Here is a 15,020-nt window from a genome sequence, read left to right on the forward strand (position 1 = left end):
AGCAGGCGAAGGGTCTGTCGAGACTGGAGCCATGAACAGCACACCGTCTCTCTCCGGCGTCGTCGCGGCCGACGACATCCGCATCGGCACGGGGCGCAGCCGGAGGTTCGTCGGGGTCGAACACGGCGCCGCCGTGTCCTACTTCTTCGTCGAGAACCAGCCGGGGGAGGGGCCGGGTCTGCACTGGCATCCCTATCCTGAGACCTGGGTCGTGATCGAGGGCATCGCCTCGATCACGGTGGGCGAGGAGACCTTCGTCGCCGGAGCAGGCGACTCCGCGACCGGACCCGCCTATGTGCCGCACCGCTTCACCAACGTCGGTGACGGGGTGCTCAAGATCATCGGCATCCACGCCTCCGCCACCATCATCCAGACGTTCCTCGACGAGGACTGACCACAGGAGCATCATGTCCTTCCAGGCATACCTCGACAACATCGAGACCAAGACCGGCCTCACTCCGCGGCAGTTCATCGAACTCGCCGCCGAGAAGGGGTTCGACCGGACGACCAAGGCGACGCCGATCGTCGCGTGGCTCAAAGAGGACTACCAACTGGGACAGGGTCACGCGATGGCCCTCGTGCACGTGATCACCAAGGGGCCGCAGATCAGCGACAAGCACGTGGGCAAGGGTGGCGCCCACGGCGACCGGTCCGACACCCTGTGGCTCGACGGCAAGGACACCAACCCGAACCCCTGATGCGCCGTCCCGCTGAGGTCCGGCATCGGGTCGGCCAGTAGGATTCCCTGCGTGGCAGCATCCTCCCAGCGCAAGAAGAAGAACCCGTCCGCGAAGCGCACGCCGGTGCACACGAGTGGCAACCCGGCGAAGCGTCCGGTGGTCGAAGCCGGGCCGGTGACGGCGGGGGACTGGATCGGCGCTGCGCGCCTGCGCACCCTGCCGCTCGCGATCGCACCCGTCGTCATCGGCACGGGCGCCGCGCGCAGCACCGGGCCCGAGTTCCACTGGGTCATCGCGCTCGCCTGCCTCGCGGTCGCGGTGCTGCTGCAGATCGGTGTGAACTTCACGAACGACTACAGCGATGGCGTCCGCGGCACCGATGCGCACAGGGTCGGACCTGCGCGCCTGACGGCCTCGGGGCGGGTGAAGCCGCGCACCGTGCTGATCATCGGCCTGGTGTTCTTCGCCCTGGCCGCTCTCGTGGGTCTGGGGATCGTGATCCGCACGGGGCAGTGGTGGATGCTGGCCGTCGGCGCCGCCTGCATCGTCGCCGCGTGGTTCTACACCGGCGGCAAGCGGCCGTACGGGTACTACGGCTTCGGCGAGGTGTTCGTCTTCGTCTTCTTCGGACTCGTCGCCACGCTCGGCACCACCTGGGTGCAGATCTTCGCCCTGCCGCAGCAGGCCTGGCTCGGCGCGATCGCGACAGGTCTGTTCGCCTGCGCCGTGCTGCTCGCCAACAATCTGCGCGACATCGACCACGACCGCGAGGTGGGCAAGCGCACCCTCACGGTGCTGATCGGGCGCAGGGCCACCCAGGTGCTCTTCACGCTCTTCGTGCTCGCGCCGTTCGGCATCGCCGCATTCCTGGCACTGGGGTTCCCGATCGCGTGGATCTCCCTGCTGGCGCTGCTCGCCGGTCTGCCGGCCATCGCCATCGTCTGGTCGTACCGGCAGCCGAAAGAGCTGGTGACCGCTCTCGCGCTCACGTCATTGACGTCGCTGCTCTACGCCGGGGCCCTGTTCTGGGCCTTCGTGGGCTGATCCGGCCGTGGGCTGATCCGGCCGTGGGCTGATCCGGCTCGTGGGAGCCTCAGGGCTTGGCGTCGCCGTCGGCGGGATCGTTCGACTCGTCGATCGCCTGGTCCTCGGCGTCCGCGTCGTCCTGACCGCCGGATGAACGGCTCTCGCGGCGCTCCTGCAGGCGGGCAGACGCGTCGGTGAGCGGCGTGCGGAGGAACAGCATCGAGATGCTCATGCCGATGAGCGCGGCGAAGATCGCTGCGAGCCACCAGAACTCCCGGAAGATCGGGAAGAAGAACCAGAGGATGGCGAGCGGGACGAGGAACGCCAGCAGCCGCAGCACGGTGTAGACGAGGAAAGGCGCGGGCTTCTTCACCCCTCCAGTCTACGTTCGCCGTCGGGAGCCCTCGTCGCCGATCCCGAGCCTGGCGAAGGGGATGCCGCGCACCACCCGTCGCCAGGGGTGCTCTCCGAGCGACCAGAGCAGTCCGGCCTCGAGGTCGAGAGCCAGGTCCTCGCACCCGACGGGGAGAGGGACGGCGTCCGGAGCGAGAGCCCCGCGTCGGCCGCTCCAGAGTGTGCCGGGGTGCATGCGGTCGGACTGCGACACGAAGTGATGCCGGCCCCAGCGGACGGCGCCCTGAATCCGTGCGATGCCGGGGGTGAAGCGGTCCAACTCGGTGAACTCGCCGGCGAGGTCGACGGGGATCGCGAACTCGCCGATCATTCCGCTCTCGTCCGGGCGATGCTCACCGATGAGTACCCGTGCGAGCGGGGAGCCGTCGTCGTCGAACACCCGCCCGAGGTACGAGCAGCGCAGGGCGATGGGATGCACCCTGGTTCGCACGGCGACGAGAGCGGTGCTGCGTCCGCCGCGGCGGTTCGACCCGGCGAGCCGCTGGGCGAGAGCACCGCGCACGGTACGGATGTCCGACAGATCGAACTCCCAGATGCCCTGGCCCGTCGCGGCGGCGAACAGTCGATCCCCGAACCACGCGAGTCCCCCGGCGTGGATCCGCGCCGGGTGCAGTTCGCCGTCGTCGTCGGCGGTCGCGAGCAGGACGTCGAGGTGACGCGAGCGCTCGAGATCGACGAGCGTCACGCGGGAGGCGAGATGCTCTCCTGACAGCTCCTGGCGGAACCAGCTCACGGCAATGGTGCGTCGGCCGCGCCATTCGCCGACGTCGACGCCCTGCGGATACCAGCGCCTGGTCCAGGTCCTCGCGCTGAGCCAGCGCAGGTCGACGGTGTCACGCCGCCGCTGTCGCACGGGGCGCCAGGTCGATCCGAATGGCCACAGCATCTCCCCATCGTCGCCGATACGGCCGGTGGGGGCGAACCGGACCACGGGAGTCGCGCGATTGAGTGCAGCCGTAGTTCTGGCATGTATTATGTTACTGTCCGGTCGCGCTCTCCTCTCATCCAGGGTGGCGCGACGACCATGAGCGTCTCGCGGCCATCTGATGGGGGTCAGTCGGCCGCGTGGCACGCGGTGTCGCATCTGCGATACCGCGTCCCGAACGTGTCTCGTTCGGCAGTGCGATGCACTGGGAGGTGTGGTTCCGTTCGGGTACGGGACCACACCTCAGTGCCTTTCTCCCGAGTGCCTTTCTCCCGAGTGCACGGTCTCTGGCGCTTCACGGACACCCGTCGTTCACCTCCGCGTCGCCGCCCGGCAAGGACCGCCTGCGACCATTCCCGCACACCGTCCCCGTTCTGGAGTCCTGTGCGCACACCCCTCGTCACCGTCATCCTGCCCGCGAAGGACGCCGGCGCGTACATCGGGACGACGCTCGAGACGCTCACTCGGCAGTTCGATGATCTCGGAGCCGTGAAGCTGGTCGCGATCGACGACGGCTCGCGCGACGACACGGGTGCTCTCATGCGGCGGTACGCGGAGCGGTTCCCCCGCGCCGAGGTGCTGCGCAACGAGTCCGCGCGCGGGTTGGCGACGGCCCGCAACCAGGGACTGCCGCACGTCGAGGGGGAGGCCTTCTGCTTCCTCGACGGCGATGACTGGATGCAGCCGCGTCGGCTCGAGGTGCTCGCGTCGCGGCTGCGAGAGCTCGACTGCGACTTCGTACGCACCGACCACGTCACGGTGAGGGGTGGGACGCGCGCCCTCGTCCGGGCGCCGTATCCGTGGCGCGACCGGGTCGCTCCTCCGCGAGACGCCATCCTGCCGGAGCACGAATCGACGATGGTCGACTACCCGTACGCCTGGGCGGGGCTCTTCCACCGCCGGCTCATCGACCGTGGCCTGGCGGCGTTCACCGAAGGGCTGTTCACCGCAGAGGACCGACCGTGGATCTGGCGACTGCATCTGCAGGCCGAGTCGTTCGCGGTGGTCGATGCGCCTGCGCTGCTCTACCGGCGGGGCGTGGCCACATCGCTCACCCAGACCCGAGATCGGAGACAGCTCGACTTCGCCAGGGCGATGGACGAGGTCATCTCGCTCGTCGAACGGGATCGCGAGGCGGAGCGGTTTCTCCCCAAGGCCGTCTGGACGGTGCTCGCCCTCAGCTCCCACCACCTCGTGCGCGCCCGCCGCATGAGCCCTCAGCTGCGCGGCGCAGTGCGCGCGGGGATCCTCCGCACGCTCCGTCGACTCCCGGCCGATGAGGTGGCCGTCGTGCTGAGCCACCTCGATGGACCGCGCCGCCGGGTCCTCGCACGCGTCCTCCGTCAGGCGGGTCGTGCCGGATGACGCAGGTCTTCGCGCTGCACAGCGCCTATGGACTCGCGACCGCGGTGGCCGCGATGGATGCCGGACTGATCGACGACGAGGTCCGTGGCGAGCGCATCCTTGTGCCCTTCACCTCCTCGACGGTGCCCGAGACCGTCACCGGGATCGCGGATGATGCGGCGCTCGGGCCGCTGCGGGCGCGGTTCGACCGCGCGGAGCCGCTGGATGAGATGCTCATGCCGCGGCATCCGCGATCCTGGGAGCCGAAGGCCGCTGATCTCCCGATGCTCGAGCGCCTGTTCGCGCGCGCGTGGGCTGTGGACCCTCGCGATCTGGAACTGTTCGTGCAGAGCCCGCAGGTGGCACCCGCCAGGACGTTGATGGCGCTGTTCCCCCGGGCGCGGATCACGATCATCGGGGACGGGCTGATGACCTATGCGCCCATGCGGGTGCGGGTGCCCTATCCCGTCGCCGCACGCATCGAGCGAGTCGTCCATGCCGACGTCGTGCCGGGCGTCGAGCCTCTCGTGGGATCGCCGGGTGCGCGGATCGTGCCGGTGCCGCCGGCGTCGTTCGCCGCGGTCCTGCGAGAGACGGACACAGGGGAGTCTTCCCTCCCTGAGGCTTCCCCATCGACGGTGCTCGTGCTCGGCCAGTACCTGTCGGCGCTCGGTCTGGTCTCGGTGGCCGAGGAGATCGACCTGCAGCAGCGTCTGATCGACCGTGCGGCGCAGTGGCGACCACGGCGCATCGTGTTCAAGCCGCATCCGGGCGCGCCGCCTCTCGTGACGGCGGCCGTCGGGGCGCGAGCGAGCGAGCAGGGCATCGACTTCGTCGAGTATCGCGGTCCGCTCGCGGCGGAGCTGCTCGCCGAACGGATCGATGCCCTGGCCGTCGTCGCCGGGTTCTCCACTGCGCTGCCGACCGTGCACACGCTCTTCGGACGCGCGATCGGGTCGGCCGGCAATGACGCGGTGCTCGCGGCACTGAAGCCGTTCGAGAACAGCAACCGGATTCCCGTGACTCTGGTGGACGCCATGACGCGCGAGGGCTCGCCCTACGCCGACCCCGCCCGGCTCCAGCTGCTGATCGACGCGGTCGGTTATGCCATGCAGCCGAAGATCGCCGGACATCTGCGTGGGCGGGCCGAGGAGCTGCTGCACGATCTCGACCCGGCCGAGCGCGATCGGTACTTCTCGCCACGAAGGCTCGCCGAGCTGCGGCTACCCGGCGCGCCGGTCGAGAACGCCGTGCGTCGTGCACTGCGACCCGCCGGAGGCGTGGGCAGGATCGAGGAGTGGCGACTGCACGCCCTCGGTGCGCGGCGGCGTGCGGGGCGCGTCTGGCGGGCGGCGCGCGGACGATGACGGCGATGGCGATGGCGATGGCGATGGCGACGATGAGGAGGACAGGGACGATGGACGAGCAGAGGCCCCTCACAGTGGCGATCATCCCGGCACGCGGCGGATCGAAGCAGGTGCCGCGCAAGAATCTGCAGCGCGTCGGCGGCGTGCCGCTGGTCGAGCGCGCCGTGCGCGCGGCCGCCCGTGCCGCGGGCATCGACCTGGTCGTGGTCTCGACCGACGATGACGAGATCGCCGCGCTGGCGACTGCCGCGGGTGCCAGAGTGGTCCGCCGCCCCGCGGAGCTCGCGGGAGACACCGCGACCTCGGAGAGCGCGATTCTGCATGCCCTCGACGCGCTCGAAGCGAGCGGCGACAGCGTCGATGTCGTGGCGTTCCTGCAGGCGACGTCGCCGTTCATCCCCAGTGATGCGCTCGCCGCCGCCGTGGAGGAGGTCCGCGCCGACCGTGCCGACAGTGTCTTCGCGGCGCATGAGACGTACGGGTTCCTGTGGCGGGAGGACGAACACGGTGAGGCTGCGGCGATCAATCACGAGGCCGCACACCGCCCGCGAAGGCAGGATCGCGAGCCCCACCACCTCGAGACCGGGGCGTTCTACGTGTTCCGGGCTTCCGGCTTCCGGGCGAGCAGACATCGCTTCTTCGGCAGGATCCGCATCGCCCCCGTGCCGGAGTGGACCGCGATCGAGATCGACGATGCAGAGCAGCTCCGTGTCGCCCGTGCGCTCGCCGCTCTGCACGACGTGCCTGAGCCCATCCCGGTGCGCGCGGTGGTCACCGACTTCGACGGCGTGCACACGGACGACACCGCCATCATCGATGCCGACGGCGGGGAGCGCGTGCGGGTCAGTCGGGAAGACGGCATGGGTGTCGTGCTCCTGCGTCGGGCCGGTGTGCCGCTGCTGATCCTGTCGACCGAGGTCAACCCGGTGGTGCGTGCTCGTGCAGACAAGCTCAGGGTGCCCGTGCTGCACGGCATCGACGACAAGGAGAGCGCACTGCGCGCCTGGTCGCGCGAGAACGGGGTGCCGCTCGCTGACATCGCGTATCTCGGCAACGACGTCAACGACCTGCCGGCCTTGCGGATCGTGGGGTGGCCGGTCGCGGTCGCGAACGCGCACCCGCTGGTGATCGAAGAGGCTCGTGTCGTCCTGCGCCGCCGGGGCGGAGAGGGCGCCGTGCGCGAGCTGATCGAACGGGTGTTGTCGAGCTGACCTATGCCGGTAACCCGGCGGTCTCCCGGTGTTCATCCTCGGCCCGTAGTCAGGAGGGAGGGGTTGCACCAACGCTCGAACACCGGAGGAATCATGACTGTCAGCATCGGCTCGCGAGTGATCGGCGGCGGTCGTCCGGCCTACGTCATCGCGGAGATCGGCCTCAATCACAACGGCGACGTCGACATCGCGAAGAAGCTCATCGACGTCGCGGCCCGGGCCGGCGCCGACGCGGTGAAGTTCCAGAAGCGGACTCCGGAGATCTCGACTCCTGAGCACATGCGCGACGTCCCCCGCGAGACGCCCTGGGGTGTGATGAGCTACCTCGACTACCGCCGGCGGGTCGAGTTCGGTCGTGAGGAGTACATCGAGATCGGCGACTACGCGACCATGCGCGGTCTGGACTGGTTCGCCTCTCCCTGGGACGTGCCCAGCGTCGAGTTCCTGGAGGATCTCAACGTCGTGGCGCACAAGGTCGCGTCGGCCAGTCTCACCGACACCGAGCTGCTGATCGCGCTGCGGGAGACCGGCAAGCCCGTGATCCTCTCCACCGGCATGTCGACCATCGAGCAGATCGACCGTGCGCTGGAGACCCTCGGCACCGACCGCGTGGTGCTCATGCACGCGACCTCGACCTACCCGCTGGAGCCCGAGGAGGCGAACCTGCGGGTGATCGCCACGCTGCGCGACCGCTACCCCGGCGTGCCCGTCGGCTACTCGGGCCACGAGCGCGGGCTGCAGATCTCGCTCGCTGCAGTGGCCATAGGAGCCGTCGCGGTCGAGCGGCACATCACGCTCGACCGCACGATGTGGGGGTCCGACCACGCGGCATCGCTCGAGCCGACGGGGCTGGAGCACCTCGTGCGCGATATCCGGGTGATCGAGCGCGCGACCGGCGACGGGGTCAAGCGGGTGTTCGACAGCGAGCGGGCGCCGATGGCGAAGCTGCGCCGCGTTCCGGCATGACGGTAACCAGCGGCATCCGCGTCGTCGCCATCGCGGACGCCGACTCGTTCGTGAAGTGGGCCGCCTCCCTTCTCGGTTCCGTGCCCGGTGTGCGCCCTCACCTGCTGCTCGTGCGCACACCGCTCACGGCCAGCGCCGAGCAGCAGCGCACGGCTCTCGCCGGCACGACGCTCGGGCCGGATGACGTCACCCGCATCGGGTTCGCGCAGACGGAGGGCTGGCTGGCCGAACAGCGCCCGGACGTGGTCCTGCTCGCGGGGCGTGGACCGTTCGTGCGGCTGATGGGGCGCGTGATCGACACGTTGGAGCATCGGCCGGTCACGGTCTCGGGGCTGCCCGGTATGGCGATCCCCGCCCAGCGCGGGGCGCTCGACTATCGCCGCCACACCGACCTGCTGGTGGTGCACTCCCACCGCGAGGTGCGTGCCTTCGAAGAGCTCGGGCGCCGGATCGGGGTGCGGACGCCCGTGGCGCTCGCGACCCTTCCGTTCGCCCGGCGACGGCAGCGGATGCTGCGCTCGGAACGACTCGCCGTCGATGCGGTGGCGGCGTGGGGCAGCGGTTTCGGGGCGCTGAGCGGCGGTATCGCGGTCGCCGAACGCCCCCCGCGGACCGCTCCGGTCAAGCCGCCGGCCACGGACATCGTCTTCGCCGCGCAGGCCCTCGTCCCCCTCGCGAAAGACCAGCGCGCCGAGATCGCGGCCATGCTCGTGCGCGCGGCCGAGGCCGAGCCGGGCCGCCGGGTGGTGGTGAAGCTGCGGTCGCGGCCGGGGGAATCCGAGACGCACCTCGAGCGCGAGCCGTACGCGGGGTTGCTGCCATCGCGCCTTCCGGAGAACCTCGTCTTCTCCTACGACTCGATGAGCACGGCGCTCGATACGGCCGCGGGCCTCGTCACGGTGAGCTCCACCGCCGCGATCGAGGCCACGGCTCTCGGTGTGCCCGTGATCGCCCTGGATGCGTTCGGTGTGAGCAAGAGTCTGCTGAACACGGTGTTCGTGGGAAGTGGGCTGCTCGGCGGTCGCAGCGAGGTCGTGGCGGGGCGCTTCCGGCACCCGCACCCCGACTGGCTGCGCGACAACTACTTCCATCCCGACGGCGAGTCGACGTGGTGGGAGCGGGTCGAGCAGCTCGTGGCGCTGCGACGCTCCGGGGCCCTGCCCTCACGGCGGGTGCCTGCGGCCCGAGGCGGTTCCCTGCACGAGGCCTGGCACCGGGCGAGCGTGCTCGGGGTCGAAGATCGCACGGTGCGGGGCTCGGTGGCGCTCGCGGTGGGCGCCCCGGCGACGCGAGCGCTCGGTGTGCTTCGACGGCGCAGGACACCCGCGGATGGCGGGACCTGGTCGGACGCCTCGACCGACTACACGCTCGAGCCGAACCCGTTCGACGACTCCCTCCGGCACTGAGTCTTCGGGGCGTTCGCTCGGTCAGCCTCCGAGGAGGTTGCCGAGCTGGGCACCGACCTCCTCGACGAGCTCGTCGACGCTCAGTTCGACGTTCGTGCTCGGCGTGAGGGTGAGGAACATGATCGAGGAGACGATCCGGGCGAGGGCGGTGGCCCGTTCGACGCCTGTCTTCTCATCGCGCTGAAGAATCCGGGCCACGGCGGTCTCTGTCTCCCCGACGATGCGGAGTGCTTCGGCGTGGTGCGGATCCGACGTGTCGGCGAACAGCATCTCGCGAAGATAGGTGCGTCCGTTCTCGACCTGGACGCGATTGCACTCGATGATCGGTCGCAGGAGAGCGAGGATCGCCTCGGCGATATCGGGAGTCGCCTCGGCGGCCGCCACGCCCTTCTCGAGGGCGACCGCGTAGTGCGCGTTCTGCACGAGGAGCAGCAGCTCGCCCTTGGTCTTCGCATAGAGGAACAGTGTGCCGGTGCCGACGTCGGCCCGCTCGGCGATCTGCTGGGTGGTGACGTCGTCGATGCCGTGCTCGGCGAACAGCTCGGCCGCTGCCGCCGTGATCCGCTCGAGCTTCTGCTGCTTGTTGCGCTCGCGACGCCCGAGGACGTTCGATGCGGAGGTGGTCATGCTCTTCTTTCAGGAATAGAAACTGACTACGCTCAGTTATGAGTGAAGTCGCTAACGTGCACACTCAGATATCGCCTATTGTCGCAAAGAAGAGAGCATTCCATGCCTTCACTCCACGGAGCCGTCGTCCTCGTCACCGGAGCGAACGGAGGCATCGGCACGCAGTTCGTCCATCAGGCGCTCGCCCGCGGAGCCGCCAAGGTGTATGCCAGCGCCCGCGTGCCACGCAGCTGGGATGACGAGCGCGTCGTCCCGCTCGCGCTCGACGTGACGGATGCCGAGTCCATCCGTCACGCGGTCGAGGCCGCGCCGGATGTGACGGTGCTCATCAACAACGCCGGTGCCTCGGCACCCACCGCGGGAATCCTCACACACTCCGACGACGACATCCGCCGGAACGTGGAGACCAACTTCCTCGGCCCGCTCTTCCTCGCGCGCGCCTACGCCCCGCTGCTCACCGGGCGGCCCGGTGCCGCGATCATCGATATCCACTCCGCTCTCTCCTGGTTCGCGGTGGCCGGTATCTACAGCGCGACGAAGGCGGCGCTGTGGTCGGCGACGAACTCGCTCCGCCTGGAACTCGCTCCGGCTGGAGTGCACGTCGTGGGCGTGCACGTCGGCTATGTCGACACCTCGATGGCCGAGCACGTCTCGGACCCGAAGACCGATCCCGCCGACCTCGTGGCCACCGTGTTCGACGCGACGGAACGCGGGGAGTACGAGGTGCTTGCCGATCAGACCTCGGTGCAGCTCAAGGCGGCGCTCAGTGCTCCGCTGGAAGCCGTCTACCCCCAGCTGCAGGCGAGCGCCTGAGTCGCCGCGAGATCGTCGGAGGAGTCGAACATCATGCGCGCATTCGTCGTCCCGAAGTACAAGCGGCCACTCGAAGAGCGGGATGTCGTCGAACCGGTCGTGGGTGACCGAGACGTCCTGGTGCGTGTGGAGGCTGCCGGTCTCAACCAGCTCGACGAGAAGATCCGGCGGGGCGAGTTCGCACAGATCCTGCCCTATGAGCTGCCGCTCGTGCTCGGCAACGACCTGGCGGGGACGGTGATCCGTGTCGGCGCACTCGTCGACGGATTCCGACCCGGCGACCGTGTGTACGCGACCGCGGACGGGGCACGTATCGGGACGTTCGCCGAGCGGATCGCCGTCGCCGAGAAGGATCTCGCCCTCATGCCGGCCGGGCTCACGATGGCGGAGGCCGGGTCCCTCCCGTTGGTGGCTCTCACGGCCTGGCAGGCCCTGGTCGAGCGCGGCAAAGTCCGGGCAGGACAGAAAGTGCTCATCCACGCGGGTGCCGGCGGTGTCGGATCCATCGCCGTCCAGCTCGCCGCCCACCTCGGAGCCACGGTCGCCACGACGGCCAGTGCGGTGAACGCCGACTTCGTCCGTGAGCTCGGCGCCGACATCGTGGTCGACTACCGTCGGCAGGACTTCGCCGAGGAGCTGTCCGGCTACGACTTCGTGTTGGACAGCCTCGGCGGCGAGAATCTCGAGAAGTCGCTGCGGGTGCTGAAGCCGGGCGGACTGGTCGTCGGCATCTCGGGACCGCCCGACCCCGCATTCGCCCGCGCGCGGGGGCTGAACGCCTTCGTGCGACTGGCCGTGGCAGGGCTGAGCCGGAAGATCCGTCGCCAGGCGAAGAAGCTCGGGGTCCGCTACGAGTTCCTCTTCATGCGGGCGGATGGCGATCAGCTCCGCGAGATCTCGGCTCTCGTCGACAGTGGGGTGATCCGGCCCGTCGTCGCGAAGACGTACCCGTTCGAGCGTGTGCCGGAAGCATTCGCCGATCTTGCCGCCGGGGGGAGCCGCGGCAAGCTCGTGATGACGAACAGCTGAGTCACGGGGCGGGTGCCGGAAGCCAGACGCATCGCGCCGTGCGCGGCGCGTCGAGGGCGGACACGCCGACGGTGCGCTGCCGCGTCTGGGTTTTCGCACGCAGCGACGCACCGCCGGGCCCCGCTCAGCTGCTGCGACGGATCGCACGCACTCCGACGATCAGCCCGACCACCGCGACCGCGAGCGCCGATACCCAGCCCCACAGCACGGTCGCGTCTCCCAGGTCTCCGGCGAACAGTGCCCGCTCGGCCTGCACCACCCAGTTCACCGGGTTGACCGAGGCGACGACCCGCATCCAGTCGGGGGCACCGTCCAACGGCAGCAGCATGCCGGAGAGGATCAGCAGCGGGAAGATCAGCGACTGCTGCACACCCCAGAACAGCCACTCCCGGTCTTTCGTCGCCAGAGCGAGCGAGTAGGACAGCGAGCCGAGGCCCACCCCGAAAACGGCCAGCAGCGCCAGGCCGACGAGGAGGCCCGGGATGTCGGCCGCGAAGCCGAACGGCCAGGCGATCAGCACGATCACCAAGGCCTGCACGACGATCGGCGCGATCTCCTTGAGGGCGCGTCCGACCAGCAGGGAAGAACGGGCGAGCGGGGCGACGAGGGTGCGCTCGTGCGAGCCGGTCATCATCTCGTACTGCAGGTTAGACCCGGTAGACCCGGTGCCGAACAGCACGATCATCACGAGTACCCCCGGCACGAACCAGGCCAGCGTCTCTCCGGCAGGCTGTCCCGAGTCGCCGATCAGCAGGGGCGCGAACAGCCCGAGGAAGATGAGCGGTTGCAGCAGGCTGAAGATCAGCGTGAACGGATCGCGGAGCACGGGCTTGAGCTCGCGCGTCAGCACATTCCGCGTGTCGCGCGCGAGGTTCGGGCGCACGAGCGTGTCGTTGGTGATCATGAGAGGACTCCTGTCGTGCTGTTCTCTGAAGCTGTGCGGGTGTCGGCGGGGGCGGAGGATTCGGGTGCTTCGCCCGCGGCATCCGCTCCTTCGCCTGCTTCGCGTAGCGTGCGCCCGGTGAGGGCGAGGAACACGTCGTCGAGCGTGGGTGGCACGCCGGTGGCCCTACGCGCGACGATCCCGGCGGCGTCGAGTTCGCGCACGATCACCGGCAGCAACCGGTCGCCGTCCTGCACCGCGACCGAGATCGAGGCATCGTCGACGGCGACCTCGGCGGAGGTGAGACGGGCGACCACGGCGCGGGCGCTCACCGCTTCGGCAGCATCCGCGAAGCCGAAGGTCAGCACGTCGCCGGCGAGGGTCGCCTTGAGGGAGGCGGCGGCGTCGTCGGCGATGATGCGTCCCTTGTCCATGACCATCACCCGCTCGGCGTAACGATCGGCTTCTTCCAGGTAGTGCGTGGTGAGGAAGACCGTGGTGCCGTGCTGGGTGCGGAGGTCGAGGATGTGCTCCCAGAGGTTCGCTCTGCTCTGCGGGTCGAGTCCGGTCGAAGGCTCATCGAGGAAGATGAGTGGCGGCGCGTGCATGAGCCCGAGCGCGATGTCGAGTCGGCGCTTCTGCCCGCCGCTCAACTGCTGCACGCTGCGGGTCGCGAAGGACGCGAGATCGAGCGACTCGATCAGCTCGTCTGCCCGTTGCACGCTGTCCCGCCGCGACAACCCGTAGAACGCGCCCTGGCTCAGCAGCTCGTCGCGCACCCGCTGCGAGAAGCTTCCGCTGGTGAGCTGTCCGACGTAGCCGATGCGGGCACGGACCCCTGCCGCGTCGGTGCGAATGTCGTGCCCGACGACCTTCGCTCGCCCCGAGGTGGGCGGGATCAGGGTCGTGAGCATCCGTAGCGTCGTCGACTTGCCCGCGCCGTTCGGCCCGAGGAAGGCGACGAGCTCTCCGCGCGCGGCGGTGAAGGAGACGTCGGTCACGGCATGCACCGGCGTCTTCTTGACGGTGAAGACCTTGGTCAGGCCTTCGGTCTCGATGAGGGATTCGTTCATGGGGAGAGAGTAGAAACCGATGCGGACAGATCCTGTCCGCATCATCTGGCAATCTGAGGCGCATGACCGACACCACCTCCCGTGCCCTCGCCCTGCTGAACCTGCTGCAGACGCACCGGCACTGGCCGGGAACCGAGCTCGCCACCCGGCTCGGAGTGACCGAACGCACCGTGCGCCGCGACGTCGACCGGCTGCGCGAGCTCGGCTATCGAGTGGAGTCGACCCCCGGTGTGGCCGGTGGCTATCGACTGGAGGCCGGAAATGCCGTGCCACCGTTGCTGCTCAACGACGACGAGGCCGTGACGATGGCGATCGGGCTGCGCGTGGCCGCGACCCAGCAGCTCGTCGGCGGACCGGAGGTCACACTCACAGCGCTGGCGAAGCTCGAGCAGGTGCTGCCCTCGGCGCTGCGGCAGCGGGTGAACGCGCTCGCCGCGTCGGTGCAGGCGCCGCGCATCGGAGAGGGACCGGTGGTCTCGCCGGAGGTGCTCGGGGAGATCGCCCTCGCCACCCGCGACACCGAGCGATTGCGTTTGAGGTACGTCGACGGCGAGGGGCAGGAGAGCGTGCGCCGGGTCGAGCCGCACGCCCTGGCCCCGGCCGGTCGCAAGTGGTTCCTGCTGTGCTGGGACCTCGACCGCGACGACTGGCGCACCTTCCGCGTCGACCGCATCGCCGCGGTCGAGCACACGCGGGTGCTGTTCACGCGCCGGGAGATCACCGAGGAGGAGATCGAAGAGCGTGTGCTGATCGCCTCGTCGTGGTCGCCGCAGAAGGTCGAGGCGGCTGCGGTGATGGAGCTGCCGCTCGCCGAGATGCAGGAGCACTTCGGGCCGTGGTGGCAGGGCGCGACGCCTGTGGGCGAGGACCGCACACGCTGGCCCGTCGGCGGCTCGGACTGGCGCGAGGCCATGTACGGACTGCTCTGGATCCCCGAGGGCGTCGAGTACGCCGTAGCGTTGTCTGATCCGCATCGGAGTGAGCTGCGCGAGGCCGTCGGGCGCCTGCTGCGTGCCCTCGACGCCCCCGAGCCGGATGACGCCGAGTGACGCAGCGACGTCATCCACAGACTCATAGGGTTATCCCAGGCAACGGTCCTGGCGGGTCAGATAACGGCCGGGTAACGTCATTCCCATCGCGGCGATCCGGGCGGTCCCGGGCCTCAGCTCATACCTGATGGCGTTGCGGGTTCGACTCCCGCCGTCGCGTCCACTCCAGAAGGTTCGGCGCAGCCTCGCGTCCGCTGAGATGCCGTC

16 protein-coding genes and 1 tRNA gene are annotated in these 15,020 nt (G+C 69.4%); 12 read left to right on the plus strand and 5 right to left on the minus strand.

The annotated features are described in order from the left end of the window. The first annotated feature begins 31 nt into the window (after positions 1-31). The 3 genes from ILP86_RS03320 to ILP86_RS03330 are packed head-to-tail and all read left to right on the plus strand — an operon-like array spanning position 32 to position 1,724. Positions 32-394, plus strand: a complete 363-nt coding sequence (locus ILP86_RS03320) for a cupin domain-containing protein (protein ID WP_193761364.1) — start codon at positions 32-34, stop codon at positions 392-394. A gap of 13 nt (positions 395-407) precedes the next feature. Beyond that, positions 408-698, plus strand: coding sequence for a DUF4287 domain-containing protein (locus tag ILP86_RS03325; RefSeq protein WP_061015665.1), 291 nt, complete (start codon positions 408-410; stop codon positions 696-698). Positions 699-749: 51 nt separating this feature from the next. Next, on the plus strand, positions 750-1,724 hold the full coding sequence (locus tag ILP86_RS03330; RefSeq protein WP_193761365.1) for a 1,4-dihydroxy-2-naphthoate polyprenyltransferase: 975 nt from the start codon (positions 750-752) through the stop codon (positions 1,722-1,724). 49 nt (positions 1,725-1,773) lie between these two features. Here ILP86_RS03330 and ILP86_RS03335 read toward each other — a convergent pair whose 3' ends face one another. Then, positions 1,774-2,079 carry a DUF4229 domain-containing protein gene (locus ILP86_RS03335; protein ID WP_061015661.1) on the minus strand — a complete coding sequence of 102 codons (306 nt, stop codon included), beginning with the start codon at positions 2,077-2,079 and terminating at the stop codon, positions 1,774-1,776. Positions 2,080-2,088: 9 nt separating this feature from the next. Further along, complete coding sequence (locus ILP86_RS03340) at positions 2,089-3,006, minus strand: hypothetical protein (protein WP_193761366.1); 918 nt, start codon at positions 3,004-3,006, stop codon at positions 2,089-2,091. Between the two features lie 423 nt (positions 3,007-3,429). Here ILP86_RS03340 and ILP86_RS03345 point away from each other — a divergent pair, with 423 nt between their 5' ends. From ILP86_RS03345 to ILP86_RS03365, 5 genes are all read left to right on the plus strand, one after another. Further along, positions 3,430-4,410, plus strand: a complete 981-nt coding sequence (locus tag ILP86_RS03345; protein ID WP_193761367.1) for a glycosyltransferase family 2 protein — start codon at positions 3,430-3,432, stop codon at positions 4,408-4,410. Continuing rightward, positions 4,407-5,756, plus strand: a complete 1,350-nt coding sequence (locus ILP86_RS03350) for a polysialyltransferase family glycosyltransferase (RefSeq protein ID WP_193761368.1) — start codon at positions 4,407-4,409, stop codon at positions 5,754-5,756. Before ILP86_RS03345 ends, ILP86_RS03350 begins: the two co-directional genes overlap by 4 nt. Before the next feature lie 50 nt (positions 5,757-5,806). Next, positions 5,807-6,967 (plus strand): acylneuraminate cytidylyltransferase, encoded by a 1,161-nt coding sequence (locus tag ILP86_RS03355; protein ID WP_193761369.1) that lies wholly within the window; start codon positions 5,807-5,809, stop codon positions 6,965-6,967. Between the two features lie 93 nt (positions 6,968-7,060). Beyond that, on the plus strand, positions 7,061-7,933 hold the full coding sequence (locus ILP86_RS03360) for an N-acetylneuraminate synthase family protein (RefSeq protein ID WP_058632547.1): 873 nt from the start codon (positions 7,061-7,063) through the stop codon (positions 7,931-7,933). Further along, positions 7,930-9,339 (plus strand): DUF6716 putative glycosyltransferase, encoded by a 1,410-nt coding sequence (locus tag ILP86_RS03365; protein WP_193761370.1) that lies wholly within the window; start codon positions 7,930-7,932, stop codon positions 9,337-9,339. Before ILP86_RS03360 ends, ILP86_RS03365 begins: the two co-directional genes overlap by 4 nt. 21 nt (positions 9,340-9,360) lie before the next feature. Here the strand turns inward: ILP86_RS03365 and ILP86_RS03370 are convergent, their stop codons facing one another. Beyond that, positions 9,361-9,966, minus strand: a complete 606-nt coding sequence (locus tag ILP86_RS03370; protein ID WP_113680600.1) for a TetR/AcrR family transcriptional regulator — start codon at positions 9,964-9,966, stop codon at positions 9,361-9,363. Positions 9,967-10,068: 102 nt separating this feature from the next. Between ILP86_RS03370 and ILP86_RS03375 the strand changes: the two genes are divergently transcribed. Both ILP86_RS03375 and ILP86_RS03380 read left to right on the plus strand, forming a co-directional pair. Next, positions 10,069-10,779 (plus strand): SDR family oxidoreductase, encoded by a 711-nt coding sequence (locus ILP86_RS03375; RefSeq protein ID WP_113680601.1) that lies wholly within the window; start codon positions 10,069-10,071, stop codon positions 10,777-10,779. Between the two features lie 33 nt (positions 10,780-10,812). Further along, entirely contained in the window at positions 10,813-11,808 is a 996-nt protein-coding gene (locus tag ILP86_RS03380) for an NADP-dependent oxidoreductase (RefSeq protein WP_193761371.1), read from the plus strand. Between the two features lie 124 nt (positions 11,809-11,932). On the opposite strand, the gene ILP86_RS03385 is transcribed toward ILP86_RS03380, so the two are convergent. Next, complete coding sequence (locus ILP86_RS03385; protein ID WP_193761372.1) at positions 11,933-12,712, minus strand: ABC transporter permease; 780 nt, start codon at positions 12,710-12,712, stop codon at positions 11,933-11,935. Beyond that, positions 12,709-13,764 carry an ABC transporter ATP-binding protein gene (locus tag ILP86_RS03390; protein ID WP_193761373.1) on the minus strand — a complete coding sequence of 352 codons (1,056 nt, stop codon included), beginning with the start codon at positions 13,762-13,764 and terminating at the stop codon, positions 12,709-12,711. Before ILP86_RS03390 ends, ILP86_RS03385 begins: the two co-directional genes overlap by 4 nt. 62 nt (positions 13,765-13,826) lie before the next feature. Here ILP86_RS03390 and ILP86_RS03395 point away from each other — a divergent pair, with 62 nt between their 5' ends. Both ILP86_RS03395 and ILP86_RS03400 read left to right on the plus strand, forming a co-directional pair. After that, positions 13,827-14,813: a YafY family protein gene (locus tag ILP86_RS03395; RefSeq protein ID WP_113681119.1), complete on the plus strand. Its 987-nt coding sequence runs from the start codon at positions 13,827-13,829 to the stop codon at positions 14,811-14,813. Between the two features lie 87 nt (positions 14,814-14,900). Beyond that, positions 14,901-14,976: transfer RNA gene (locus tag ILP86_RS03400), tRNA-Met, on the plus strand. The last annotated feature ends 44 nt before the right edge of the window (positions 14,977-15,020 follow it).

It is taken from the genome of Microbacterium sp. R1 (assembly GCF_015159725.1).
Lineage (GTDB): Bacteria > Actinomycetota > Actinomycetes > Actinomycetales > Microbacteriaceae > Microbacterium > Microbacterium oxydans.

Bases quoted from the DNA above. Each gene is read 5' to 3' on its own strand.
- ILP86_RS03355 (WP_193761369.1), top strand. From the start codon at position 5,807: ATGGACGAGCAGAGGCCCCTCACAGTGGCGATCATCCCGGCACGCGGC.
- ILP86_RS03350 (WP_193761368.1), top strand. From the start codon at position 4,407: ATGACGCAGGTCTTCGCGCTGCACAGCGCCTATGGACTCGCGACCGCG.
- ILP86_RS03340 (WP_193761366.1), bottom strand. From the start codon at position 3,006: ATGCTGTGGCCATTCGGATCGACCTGGCGCCCCGTGCGACAGCGGCGG.
- ILP86_RS03370 (WP_113680600.1), bottom strand. From the start codon at position 9,966: ATGACCACCTCCGCATCGAACGTCCTCGGGCGTCGCGAGCGCAACAAG.
- ILP86_RS03320 (WP_193761364.1), top strand. From the start codon at position 32: ATGAACAGCACACCGTCTCTCTCCGGCGTCGTCGCGGCCGACGACATC.
- ILP86_RS03390 (WP_193761373.1), bottom strand. From the start codon at position 13,764: ATGAACGAATCCCTCATCGAGACCGAAGGCCTGACCAAGGTCTTCACC.
- ILP86_RS03395 (WP_113681119.1), top strand. From the start codon at position 13,827: ATGACCGACACCACCTCCCGTGCCCTCGCCCTGCTGAACCTGCTGCAG.
- ILP86_RS03380 (WP_193761371.1), top strand. From the start codon at position 10,813: ATGCGCGCATTCGTCGTCCCGAAGTACAAGCGGCCACTCGAAGAGCGG.
- ILP86_RS03375 (WP_113680601.1), top strand. From the start codon at position 10,069: ATGCCTTCACTCCACGGAGCCGTCGTCCTCGTCACCGGAGCGAACGGA.
- ILP86_RS03365 (WP_193761370.1), top strand. From the start codon at position 7,930: ATGACGGTAACCAGCGGCATCCGCGTCGTCGCCATCGCGGACGCCGAC.
- ILP86_RS03385 (WP_193761372.1), bottom strand. From the start codon at position 12,712: ATGATCACCAACGACACGCTCGTGCGCCCGAACCTCGCGCGCGACACG.
- ILP86_RS03325 (WP_061015665.1), top strand. From the start codon at position 408: ATGTCCTTCCAGGCATACCTCGACAACATCGAGACCAAGACCGGCCTC.
- ILP86_RS03360 (WP_058632547.1), top strand. From the start codon at position 7,061: ATGACTGTCAGCATCGGCTCGCGAGTGATCGGCGGCGGTCGTCCGGCC.